Origin of the sequence: Cryobacterium glaciale (assembly GCF_004402535.1) — a bacterium.
Taxonomy (GTDB): Bacteria; Actinomycetota; Actinomycetes; order Actinomycetales; family Microbacteriaceae; genus Cryobacterium; species Cryobacterium glaciale.
Genome location: NZ_SOEY01000030.1, coordinates 135,417 through 146,320 on the forward strand (window position 1 = coordinate 135,417; position 10,904 = coordinate 146,320).

Below are 10,904 nucleotides of genomic sequence, written 5' to 3' on the forward strand. Positions count from 1 at the left end.
TCCCTCGAGTCGTTCGAGACAGGATGAGCCCATGATTGTACTGACGCGGCTGAACGACAGTCACTTTGCGATCAATCCCGACCTGATCGAGCGCATCCACGCCAACCCGGACACCACCCTGGTCATGGTCGACGGCGCCAATTTCATCGTCACCGAGACCATGGAAGAAGTGATCGAGAAGATCGCGAGCTACCGAGCACACGTTATTGCTCTCGCCTACGACCCGAGCGCCGGCGACCTGCCCCGAGGCCCCAGGAAGCTCTAGTGGATCCCGCAACTCTGATCGGCCTGGTGCTCGCCTTCGGCGCGCTCCTGGCCATGATCACCCTCGAGAATTCCTCCGTCACGTCCATCCTGCTGCCGGCACCCATGATCCTGGTCTTCGGCGCGACCATTGCGGTCGGCCTCGCGGGCGGCACGATCAGGGACTTCACCTCCGCCTTCAAAGCGGTGCCCGGAGCGTTCCTCGGCAAGACCACGCCGCCGCAGGCCGTCATCGACCAGGTCGTCGGCCTGGCCGAAACAGCACGCAGCTCCGGACTCCTCGCACTCGACCAGGAGTCCGAGACGGTGACCGACCCGTTTTTGCGCGGCGCCCTGCAAAACATCGCAGACGGCACCGACGGGGATGAACTGAGGATGCTCCTCGAAGACGAGATCGCCACCACGGCCCGGTCCAATCGAAATGCCGCAAAATTCTTCACCAGTCTCGGCGGATACGCACCGACGGTCGGCATCATCGGCACGGTCGTGTCTCTGACCCACGTTCTCGAGAACCTGGATACCCCCTCGACCCTGGGACCAATGATCGCGGCCGCCTTCGTAGCCACCCTCTGGGGCCTGCTCTCGGCAAACTTCATCTGGCTGCCACTCGGCTCACGCCTGCGGCGTCTGGCCGACCTCGAAGTCGACCGCATGACCCTCGTCATGGAGGGTGCCCTGGCCGTGCAGGCCGGAAGCCAGCCACGACTACTCGGAGAGCGCCTGCTCGCCATGGTTCCCGCCGAACTGTTGCCGAAAAGCGCTGCCAGGGGCAAGGACGGCACAACGGATGCCGCCGATCTCGCACAGACAAAAACAAAGGGTAAAGGAAAGGGCAAGGCCAAGGACCTTCCCAAAGCCGCATGAGCGCGCGCGCCAAGCGCCGCGAATTCGCCGACGAGGAAGACGTTCACCCCGACGAGCGATGGATGGCGTCGTACATGGACATGGTCACCGTGTTGATGTGTATGTTCATCGTGCTCTTCGCCATGTCGACGGTCGACCAGGACAAGTACGAACAACTGGCCAACTCCCTCGCCACCGGCTTCGGAGCAGTCGACGCCGGCATGATCGATACCGCTGAGGGCGTCGTCGTTCCGGCTGATCTGGTCGACAATGAAGGGGAATCACCGACCGAGGTCACCCATTCGGCCGACGCCCTCGATCCTGTCGATGCGGCGGCGCAGGCCCTGGCGAACGCGGAGACCGCCGTCGCCGAGGTCGCGAAACTCGATCAGTTGCAAGCACAGATCACCGGCAACCTCGCCGCCGCCGGAGTCTCTGACCTGGTCGAGTTTCAGATCACCGATCGCGGGCTCACCCTCGGGCTGATCGGGAGCGAGACCTTCTTCGCGCCCGACAGTTCCGATTTGACCGCGGCAGCGGCAGCGGTGCTCGACGCGGCCGCTCCGGCCCTCGTGGCGACCGGCCAGAAGATCTCAGTGGAAGGCCACGCCGACAAACACGGGCAGTCGGCGACGTTCGCCACCGACTGGGAGCTGTCGGCCAGCCGAGCCACCCAGGTGTTGCGGCGCCTGGTCGAGCAGGGTGGTGTTGCGGGGGAGGTGATCTCGGCCGTTGCCTTCGGCTCGGCCCAGCCGGCGAGCACCGGCTCCACGCCCGCAGACATGGCCCAGAACCGCCGCGTGGACATCGTGCTGCTCTCCAACCAGCCGGACAGCGTGCGTGCGCTCATTCCGGAGGCTGCTTCGGGAAACTGACCGTGAGCATCCGTCATCTGCCGTTTCTAACCTTTTCGGTGCCGCGACCGATAGTCCCAACGTGACAGTCCACGTTCAGGCAGATATCGGTGCGCCCGCCAAATCGGCGAAAACCGTTGAGGTGTACGACTTTCGGCGCCCGACCACCCTGGCACGCGAACACGCCCGCGTACTCGAGCTCGCCTTTGAGACCTTTGCCCGCCAGTGGGGCACGCAGTTGACCGCGCGCGTGCGCGTGCTCTGCACGGTGACGTGCGAGCAAGTGCTCATGGCCACTTATGACGAATATGCCGGGTCTCTGCCCCCGAAGACCGCGATGGTACTGTGCGCGGTCGCCGGAATCGAAGCTCGCGCCGTCATTCAGTTTCCGACCACGTCGGCGCTCACCTGGGTCAACCACATGCTCGGCGGCAACAGCAGCCTGCCGGTGCTCCTGGAACGCAACTTCACCCAGATTGAACTCGCCCTCATTCGCAAGCTCATCGCCGAGAGCCTGGAAGACCTGCGCTATTCATTCGGACCGCTCATCATCGATGAGATGGGCGTTGAGGCTATTCAGTACAACTCGCAGTTTGCGCAGGCCGCCGCGACCGGCGACCTCATGGTCGTCGCCACGTTCGCCATTCGCGTGGAAAAGGTGACGGCCACGGCCACTGTCGCCATTCCGGCCGCTGCGTTGATGCCGCAGCTGGGCGAAGCGAACCCGACGAGCACGACCTCGAACGCCGCCGAGTTTCTGCAGGCGCAGATCGCCGCCGTTCCCGTGGACGTGTCGTTGCGCCTCGAGACCGCGCACGTGTTGCCGAGTCGAATTCTGTCGCTCGCCGTCGGTGACGTTCTGCACATCCCGCATCCCCAGCATCGTCCGCTCGACCTGACCGTGGACGGCCAGCCCCTGGCCCGCGCGGCAGTGGGTGCGAATGGTTCCCGTCTGGCCTGCATCGTCATTGATACCGAGGAGACTGCTCAATGATTTCTACCCGTTCCATCGCCGAGGTCGCCGTCGAAGCGCTCATTCGGGTGTTGCCGACGACCGTGCCATTGCAGGCGCTGCCGCACGCCGGAAGCGTCGAATTGTCGTCTCGGGTGCGGTCGGCCGTGGTCGCCTCGTTCGTGGGGACGACGTCGGCCGACCTCGCCGTGGTACTCAGCGACTCGGCATCGCTCGACGCCGCCGCCGGCGCGAACCCGTCCCTCATCGCCAGCCAGGACGTGCTGCGTCCGGCGTTGGAAAGCGCCTCCGGGGTGCTGGGCATCGGTGTGCTCGGAGATTCCCGAATGGAAGACGCCTCGGCGCTGTTCGCCGCCGACGACACCGCGGTGTTCGAACTCAGCGCGGGCGGAGTCGTCACCGGATGGTTCGCGATTCGCGTGCGCCAGAACGGAACCGTGGGCGGGCCGAGCTCGGCATCAGACCGCACTGCCATGGGAAACCTCGGACGCATTAGCAACGTGGAAATGTCGTTGACGGTGGAGATCGGCCGCACCCGCATGTCGGTGCGCGACGTGCTCTCACTCAAGCCCGGTGCCGTCATCGAACTGGACCGGTCCGCCGGCGCTCCAGCCGATATCTTGCTCAACGGCCGGCTCATCGCCCACGGCGAGATCGTCGTCGTCGACCAGGACTACGCCGTGCGGATCACGCAGATTCTCGATGTTGCGGAGGGGCTGTCGTAAGTGGACACCCTTATTGTCGCAGCGCGCGTCGCCCTGTCTCTGGGCGTGGTTCTCGCACTGCTCTGGTACCTGCAGCGACGCCTGTCGCGCGGGGCGCTCGGCAAGGGTGTTGCCAACCCCGTGACCGTCGTGGGTCGCCAGCCCATCGGGCAGAAGGCATCCGTTGTCGTCATTGAGGTCGACGGGGCGCGTCTCGTTCTCGGCGTGACCGAGCAGGCAGTGACCGTGCTGCACGAGAAGTCGCTCTCGCCCACGACAACGACGACCCTTGACGACGCCATCTCGCTGTTGGGGAGGCCGGCCGATTCGGCCCCGGCGATGGCGTTCGCCCGATCTCTTGAAACAGCAACAGCAACAGCGGATGATGCGGCCTCCGCCCAGCGACCGGTCGCGTCGGCTCCACTCGCCGGGTCGATTCTGTCGCCGTCGACGTGGCGCCAGACCGCCGCCCTCCTTCGGCAGAACCGGTGAATACCGCGGCCAGCCGCGCAGTGCGCCGACAGGCTTCTGCCCGTCTCGGCATTTTGATTCTGGCAATTGTCGTCATCACCGCGGCTCTGCTCTGGCTCAGCGTGAGCGTCGTGCACGCCGTGCCGGACAGCCCCGTCGACCCGACACTGCCGACCGATCCGACCGACCCGTCAGACACAGGTGGGGGCGGCCTGAGTGTCGACATCAACGGCCCGGACGGTGCGCCGTCCTCGGCGATCGTCACCCTGCTGGGCATCACCCTGCTGTCGGTCGCACCGGCGCTGCTGCTCATGATGACAAGCTTCACCAAGATTTTCGTGGTGCTCGCCATGACCCGCAACGCCCTCGCGTTGCCGTCGATCCCGCCCAACCAGGTGCTTGCCGGCCTCGCCCTGTTCCTGTCGCTCTTCATCATGGCGCCCGTGCTGACCGACATTAACAACGTGGCCCTGCAGCCCTACCTCGACGGTTCGCTCAACTTCACCGACGCGCTCGATCTGGGTTCGGAGCCGTTGCGCCAATTCATGCTCGCCAACACCCGCGGCGAAGACTTGGCGCTGATGACCAGGGCCGCCGACCAGCCCAACCCGGACAATCCAGCTGACGTGACCCTGCTCACCCTCATTCCGGCCTTCATGATCTCTGAACTGCGCGCCGCCTTCATCATCGGTTTCGTAATTTTCATCCCGTTCCTGGTCATCGACATCGTCGTCTCCGCGGCACTGATGTCGATGGGCATGATGATGCTGCCGCCCGTCATGATCTCGCTGCCCTTCAAGATTCTGTTGTTCGTACTCGTCGACGGCTGGGGGCTCATCATCACGAGTCTCATCGGCAGCTATCAGATGGCAACATGAACACCAATGCGGTGCTCGACATCGGCCTGCAGGCGCTGATTCTCGCGGCCAAGCTGTCGGCCCCGGTACTCATCACCGCCCTCGTGGTCGGGTTCGCCATCTCGCTGATGCAGTCGATCACCCAGATTCAGGAAATCACCCTGTCGTTCGTGCCCAAAGCCGTAGCCGTTTCCCTGGCACTGCTCATCTGTGGCCACTGGATGATCGCCGAATCGGTCGCATTCACCAACCAGATGTTCGAAAAGATCCCAGCGCTGCTCGGCGGAGGTTGATGTGGAGTTCAACCTCAATTTCGCCTGGATTGAAGCCGTCATGCTCGCCGGTGTCCGCATGGTCGCATTTCTGGTCATCGCGCCACCGTTCTCCTACCGTGCGTTCCCCGCACGCATCAAAGCCATGCTCGCCATCGGACTGGCCCTGGCCGTCTCGCCGCGGGTCACCGCCGACTACGTCTCCCAGGACACCGCCGGGTTCATCGGTGCCCTCATCCTGGAGATCCTGGTCGGGGCCACACTGGGATTCCTGGTTTTCCTGGTCTTCTCCGCCGTACAGTCTGCCGGTGGCCTCATTGACATGTTCAGCGGATTCCAGATGGCGCAGGGTTTCGACCCGCAGTCGATGGTCAACGGCGCCCAGTTCACCCGCCTGTTCCAGATGACCGCGCTCGCGCTGATGTTCGCCTCCGGCGCCTACCAACTCGTGCTCGGTGGCCTGTTTCGCAGCTATTCCGCCATTCCGCTCGGTTCCGGCATCGACCTGGCCGCCCCCGCGCAGGCGATCATCGCCGGCACCACGCAAATGTTCCTCGCCGCCGTGCAGATCGCCGGTCCCCTCCTCGTTGTGCTTTTTCTAGCGGATGCCGGCCTCGGCCTGCTCACCCGGGTCGCCCCCGCTCTGAATGCGTTCGCGCTCGGTTTTCCGCTGAAGATTCTCATCACGCTCAGCCTCGCCGCGACGGTCTTTGTCGCCTTGCCGCGTATCGTGTCGTCGCTCACCGGTCAGGCGCTGGATGCCCTCATGGGGGTGAAGTAGATGTCCGACGCTGATTCCGGCGAAAAGACCGAACAAGCCACCCAGAAGCGCATGAAGCGGGTGCGCGAAAAGGGTGAGCTGTCCAAATCGCAGGATGTCACCGCCTGGCTCGGCGTGGGCGCCGCCGGTCTCATGCTCCCGGCCACCATCGCGGCCGGCGCCACGGCCGGAACCGACCAGATGTACCTCATCGACACCCTCGCCGGCAATCCTGACCCGAGCGTAGCGGTGGAAGCCCTCGGCAACGGGCTGGCGTCGCTGGCCGATATCCTCACGCCGTTCTTTGTCGTCGTGCTCATTGTCGTGCTGGGCGGAGCCGCGTTGCAGGGCGGCATTCACTTTAAGAAGTTCACCGGCAAATACGAGCAATTCAATCTGGTCACGGGCCTGAAACGCGTGTTCGGCACTCAGGCGCTCTGGGAGGGCGTGAAGGTGCTCGCCAAGACCGCCGCCGTCGGGTTCGTGCTGTACCTGGTGGTTCAGGGACTGATGCCGGTGTTGCTCACTGCCGGTGGACTACCGGTGTCGGAATTGCTTGCCGCCGCTACCGGGGGAACGGGCGCGCTGCTGCAGGCGGCCGTCGCGGCCGGCCTCGTGCTCGCCGCTGCCGACATCTTCGTCATCATGAAACGCAACCGCAAGAAGACGATGATGACGAAGAAGGAGGTCATGGACGAGAACAAGGCCTCAGAGGGTGACCCGCTGATCAAATCGCAGCGCCGATCCCGCCAGCTGATGATGAGCCGCAACCGCATGATCGCCTCGGTCGCCGACGCGAACGTCGTGTTGGTCAACCCGACTCACGTGGCGGTAGCCCTCAAATATGAGCCCGGCAAATCAGCGCCGCGCGTGGTCGCCAAGGGGGTAGGCCATTTGGCCGCACGCATTCGGGTGCAGGCCGATACCGACCACGTTCCCATCGTGCAGGACGTGCCCCTCGCACGGGCCCTGCACGCGTCGTGCGAGATCGGCGACGAGATTCCGACCGAACTCTACAACGCGGTCGCCCGCGTGCTCGCCTTCGTCATGGCCCTGCAGAAGCGGGGCAGCACGGCGGGAACACACACCATGAGCGCACTCGCCGCCGCACCATCACCATCGTCATCACCGCAGACTGCCGGAGGCCGTTCGTGAATCGCAATCTCATCAAGCTCGCCGTTCCGGTCGGTGTCGTCGGCATCATATTGCTGCTGGTCGTGCCGATCCCCGCCGGCCTTCTCGACATACTGATCATTCTGAACATCATGCTCGGCCTGGTCACCCTGCTCACGACGATGTTCGTGAAGAAGCCGCTCGATTTCTCGGTCTTTCCCTCGTTGCTGCTCGTCGCGACCCTGTTTCGTCTCGGCCTCAACGTGGCATCCACTCGGCTGGTACTCGGCGAGGGCTACGCCGGCCAGGTGATCGAGGCCTTCGGACACGTCGCCGTCGGCGGCTCGATCATCATCGGCGCGGTCATCTTCTTGATTCTCGTCGTCATTCAATTCGTCGTCGTGACCAAGGGTGCCGAGCGTGTGGCCGAGGTCGGCGCCCGATTCACCCTTGACGCCATGCCCGGCAAGCAGATGGCCATCGACGCCGACCTCAACGCCGGCCTAATCACCGACGCCCAGGCCAAGGACCGCCGCGCCGAGGTGTCGGCCGAAGCCGACTTCTACGGTGCCATGGACGGTGCCTCGAAGTTCGTCAAGGGTGACGCGATCGCCGGCCTGATCATCATCATCATCAACATCATCGGCGGCATCGCCATCGGCATGCTGCAGCGCGGTTTGGAGATCGGCGAGGCCGTCAACACCTACGCCCTGCTCACCATCGGGGACGGTCTCGTCACCCAGATTCCCGCTCTGCTCATGGCCGTCTCCACCGGTATGATCGTCACCCGTTCGAACGCGGAGACCGACATCGGGTCGACGGCATCCGCCCAGCTCACCCAGTCGCGCAACGCCCTGACCATTGCCGGCGCTGCGGCCATTCTGATGGCGCTCATCCCTGGCATGCCGGTGCTGCCGTTCCTCATCGTCGGGCTGGCGCTCATTCTGATCGCCCAACGGATCAAGGCCGGTGAGGCCACCAAACAAGCGAGTATCGAGGCCACCACGGCTTCGGAGAAGAGCGCTCCCAAAACGGACACGACCGAGGACCTGATCGAGCAGATGCGCGTGCACGCGCTGGAGATCATGCTCTCGCCCGACCTCGTCGACCTCGTCTCCGGTGCCTCAGACGACCTGCTCGCCCGGGTGCGCGGCCTGCGTCGCAAAATCGCCATGGATCTGGGCGTCGTGGTGCCGCCGGTGCGCACCCGCGATAGCGTCGACCTGCCGTCATCGACCTATGTCATTCGCATCGCCGGCGTCGAATATGGGCGCGGGCTGGCACCCGCCGGCAAGGTGCTCGCACTCGGAGACGCCCTCGACACCCTGCCAGGGCAGGTCACGATCGAGCCGGTGTTCGGCCTGGCCGGCAAATGGGTACCGAGCGAGATGCGGCACAGCGCCGAGATGACCGGCGCCACAGTGATCGACCGGGTGTCGGTCGTGGTCACCCATCTCTCCTCGATCATCACCACCAATGCAGCCCGGCTGCTCACACGCGAAGACGTGCGGGTTCTCACGGATGGCGTCAAACAGGTTAATCCCTCGGCCGTCGACGATCTCATTCCGGGCCTGCTCTCCCTCGCCGAGGTGCAGCGAGTGCTGCAGGGGCTGTTGGTCGAGCAGATACCGATCAACGACCTGCCGCGCATCTACGAGGCACTGTCATTGCGTGCCAAGGCGTCGAACGATGCCGAGGGACTGGTCGAGGCCGCCCGTCAAGCCCTCGGCCCGGCCCTGACCGCGCAGTATCTCGACGGCACGCTGCTGCGCGTCATCATGATCGATCCGACCCTGGAACAAGCCATGCTCGAGGGACTTCGGCCCTCCGACCAGGGCACCCAGATTCTGATGGATCCGGTGCGACTCGAAACAGTACTCGCCTCGGTGCGCAGCTCGGTCGCCAAGGTCGAGGCGAGCGGCCAGACCGCTGTTTTGGTGTGCGCCCCGGCGCTGCGTCCGGCCATCCGCCGCCTCATCTCCACCCAGACCGGCGGCCTGCCGGTATTGTCGTACCAAGAAGTAACCTCGGCGAATGTGACCATTGAGACGGTGGGTGTGGTCCGTGGAGCCGAAACGATTTCTGCTTGAGGGTCCCACCCTGCGGGAGTTGCAGGAACGAGTAGTCGCCGAGCACGGTGCCAACGCCACTATCATCGCGGCTGAGCGGGTCACCGTCGGCGGCATCCGCGGCTTCTTCGCGCGCCAGCACTACGAGATCACTGTCGAGGTGCTGGAACCGGCCCAGCGCAAGAGGTCGGCGCACGCCGGGCTCGACATCTCGGCCCGACTGGGCATCGCCGCCCTGCTCGACGACGCCGACGAGGCCGAATCCCAGCTGTACCCGGCGCAGCCCTCGCCGCAGCTGTCGACGGCCTCCGACGGGTTCGCCAGGCTGATGGACGAACTCACCTTCGCAACCGGCCGGACCGTCATTCCGACCTCGGCTGGCGTGCCCGACGCCGAGCCAGCGCCGGTCGAGGCGCCGGCACCGGTTTCAGCATCGAAGCTGGCGCGCCCGCCCGTGCCGGCTCCCCTCACGCGACCCGGAGACCTGGTCTTGGTTGTCGGGCTCGAACAGGACCCGCTCACCATCGCCCGCCTCATGCTGCGGGTTGCCGGTGCCGGGGAGCTCCGCATCTCCGGCACCCTGCTCGAGGACCGCATCGAACGAGTCGACGACCGGCGCGGCGCCGTGCTGGCCAGGGCCAACGGCGTGGCCATCGGCCACAGCACCTTCATCGCCTACGGACTCGAACCCGCCTCCGACGCGGTCGCCCGCGCGGCGACGCTCACCGCGATCGGTGCCGACCAGGTCTGGGTGGTCGTGGATGCGAGTCGAAAAAGTGAGGACACCATCCGCTGGGTGAATATGGTCGTGACCGCCGTTCAGGTGCACGCGGTCGCCGCGCTCGGCCGCCAATTCACGACGTCACCGGCCACGGTCGACGACCTCGGGCTTCCGGTGCAATGGATGGACGGGCGGGCCGCCGCAGCCCCGACCGGACGGCGTGCGGCGCGACCCGTGCAGGGCTGACCGGTAGGCTGGAACGATGCTGGTTTTGACACGCAAACTGGGGGAGAAGATCCTCATCGGCGACGACATCGTCATCACCGTTCTCGACGCGCGAGGAGACAGTGTGCGAATCGGAATCGATGCGCCGCGCGGCGTGAAGATTCAGCGGGACGAGGTCGTGCGCGCGGTCACCGAGGCCAACATGGCCGCCAGCCAGGTCGACGACAACGCCGAAGACCGCATCAAGATGTCCCTCGGCATCCTCGCGGCGTTGCAATCGGCCCAGTCCCGCCAGTCGCAGGCCGAAGCCCGGCCCAAGCCCGCGCTGCCGACCCCGCCGCCCACGCAGCCGTAACGTTTCCGGCAACGTTTCCGGCGGTGGGCTATTCGTTGACGTGCCCGCGCAGCTCGTCGATCTCCCGGCGCTCGCGCTTCGTCGGACGCCCGGCGCCGCGGTCACGCATCGGAACCAGGGCCACCTCTTCGCGCGGCGGCGGCGGGGGAGTCTTGTCGACGTAGCATTCGGCGGCCACAACGGCTCCGACCCGTTTGACCACGAGGCGCGACACGATCAGCACCCGGTCGAAGCCGTCCGAGCGCACGCGCACCTCGTCCCCGATGTGCAGGGCCTGCGCGGCCTTGGCCTTGTCGCCGTTCACTCGCACATGCCCAGCGCGGCAGGCGGTCGTGGCCATCGAGCGGGTCTTGAACAGGCGCACGCCCCAGCTCCAGCTGTCGACGCGGGCAGACGTGAGCTCCATCCATTCACTCTAATAGC

The 10,904-nt window shown here is 65.3% G+C and carries 14 protein-coding genes; 13 read left to right on the forward strand and 1 reads right to left on the reverse strand.

Annotation, left to right across the window (positions count from 1 at the left end; translation table 11 throughout):
- Positions 1-31: 31 nt before the first annotated feature.
- From E3O06_RS15085 to csrA, 13 genes are all read left to right on the forward strand, one after another.
- Entirely contained in the window at positions 32-265 is a 234-nt protein-coding gene (locus E3O06_RS15085) for a flagellar FlbD family protein (protein ID WP_134504200.1), read from the forward strand.
- Positions 265-1,128 carry a motility protein A gene (locus E3O06_RS15090; protein ID WP_134504201.1) on the forward strand — a complete coding sequence of 288 codons (864 nt, stop codon included), beginning with the start codon at positions 265-267 and terminating at the stop codon, positions 1,126-1,128. The genes E3O06_RS15085 and E3O06_RS15090 overlap by 1 nt, the downstream gene beginning before the upstream one ends.
- Positions 1,125-1,982 carry an OmpA/MotB family protein gene (locus tag E3O06_RS15095; protein ID WP_134504202.1) on the forward strand — a complete coding sequence of 286 codons (858 nt, stop codon included), beginning with the start codon at positions 1,125-1,127 and terminating at the stop codon, positions 1,980-1,982. The genes E3O06_RS15090 and E3O06_RS15095 overlap by 4 nt, the downstream gene beginning before the upstream one ends.
- Positions 1,983-2,043: 61 nt before the next feature.
- Positions 2,044-2,955, forward strand: a complete 912-nt coding sequence (locus E3O06_RS15100; protein ID WP_241980251.1) for a flagellar motor switch protein FliM — start codon at positions 2,044-2,046, stop codon at positions 2,953-2,955.
- Positions 2,952-3,659 (forward strand): flagellar motor switch protein FliN, encoded by a 708-nt coding sequence (fliN, locus tag E3O06_RS15105; RefSeq protein ID WP_134504203.1) that lies wholly within the window; start codon positions 2,952-2,954, stop codon positions 3,657-3,659. Before E3O06_RS15100 ends, fliN begins: the two co-directional genes overlap by 4 nt.
- Complete coding sequence (locus E3O06_RS15110) at positions 3,660-4,130, forward strand: FliO/MopB family protein (protein WP_134504204.1); 471 nt, start codon at positions 3,660-3,662, stop codon at positions 4,128-4,130.
- The gene (gene fliP / locus E3O06_RS15115; RefSeq protein ID WP_420898889.1) at positions 4,127-4,987 is read left to right on the forward strand and encodes a flagellar type III secretion system pore protein FliP; all 861 of its coding nucleotides are present in this window, start codon (positions 4,127-4,129) and stop codon (positions 4,985-4,987) included. Before E3O06_RS15110 ends, fliP begins: the two co-directional genes overlap by 4 nt.
- Complete coding sequence (fliQ, locus tag E3O06_RS15120; protein WP_134504205.1) at positions 4,984-5,259, forward strand: flagellar biosynthesis protein FliQ; 276 nt, start codon at positions 4,984-4,986, stop codon at positions 5,257-5,259. Before fliP ends, fliQ begins: the two co-directional genes overlap by 4 nt.
- A 1-nt stretch (position 5,260) precedes the next feature.
- Complete coding sequence (locus tag E3O06_RS15125) at positions 5,261-6,019, forward strand: flagellar biosynthetic protein FliR (protein WP_134504206.1); 759 nt, start codon at positions 5,261-5,263, stop codon at positions 6,017-6,019.
- On the forward strand, positions 6,020-7,153 hold the full coding sequence (locus tag E3O06_RS15130; protein WP_134504207.1) for an EscU/YscU/HrcU family type III secretion system export apparatus switch protein: 1,134 nt from the start codon (positions 6,020-6,022) through the stop codon (positions 7,151-7,153). It abuts the gene before it with no gap.
- Entirely contained in the window at positions 7,150-9,201 is a 2,052-nt protein-coding gene (locus E3O06_RS15135; protein ID WP_134504208.1) for a flagellar biosynthesis protein FlhA, read from the forward strand. The genes E3O06_RS15130 and E3O06_RS15135 overlap by 4 nt, the downstream gene beginning before the upstream one ends.
- The gene (locus E3O06_RS15140; RefSeq protein WP_134504209.1) at positions 9,176-10,147 is read left to right on the forward strand and encodes a hypothetical protein; all 972 of its coding nucleotides are present in this window, start codon (positions 9,176-9,178) and stop codon (positions 10,145-10,147) included. The genes E3O06_RS15135 and E3O06_RS15140 overlap by 26 nt, the downstream gene beginning before the upstream one ends.
- Positions 10,148-10,163: 16 nt before the next feature.
- On the forward strand, positions 10,164-10,481 hold the full coding sequence (gene csrA, locus E3O06_RS15145; protein WP_134504210.1) for a carbon storage regulator CsrA: 318 nt from the start codon (positions 10,164-10,166) through the stop codon (positions 10,479-10,481).
- 28 nt (positions 10,482-10,509) lie between these two features.
- Here the strand turns inward: csrA and E3O06_RS15150 are convergent, their stop codons facing one another.
- Positions 10,510-10,887 carry an RNA-binding S4 domain-containing protein gene (locus E3O06_RS15150; protein ID WP_134504211.1) on the reverse strand — a complete coding sequence of 126 codons (378 nt, stop codon included), beginning with the start codon at positions 10,885-10,887 and terminating at the stop codon, positions 10,510-10,512.
- Between the last annotated feature and the right edge of the window lie 17 nt (positions 10,888-10,904).

Excerpts from the sequence above, each read along its gene's own strand:
- E3O06_RS15085 (WP_134504200.1), top strand. The coding sequence starts at position 32 with ATGATTGTACTGACGCGGCTGAACGACAGTCACTTTGCGATCAATCCC.
- E3O06_RS15095 (WP_134504202.1), top strand. The coding sequence starts at position 1,125 with ATGAGCGCGCGCGCCAAGCGCCGCGAATTCGCCGACGAGGAAGACGTT.
- fliN (WP_134504203.1), top strand. The coding sequence starts at position 2,952 with ATGATTTCTACCCGTTCCATCGCCGAGGTCGCCGTCGAAGCGCTCATT.
- fliQ (WP_134504205.1), top strand. The coding sequence starts at position 4,984 with ATGAACACCAATGCGGTGCTCGACATCGGCCTGCAGGCGCTGATTCTC.
- E3O06_RS15130 (WP_134504207.1), top strand. The coding sequence starts at position 6,020 with ATGTCCGACGCTGATTCCGGCGAAAAGACCGAACAAGCCACCCAGAAG.
- csrA (WP_134504210.1), top strand. The coding sequence starts at position 10,164 with ATGCTGGTTTTGACACGCAAACTGGGGGAGAAGATCCTCATCGGCGAC.
- E3O06_RS15150 (WP_134504211.1), bottom strand. The coding sequence starts at position 10,887 with ATGGAGCTCACGTCTGCCCGCGTCGACAGCTGGAGCTGGGGCGTGCGC.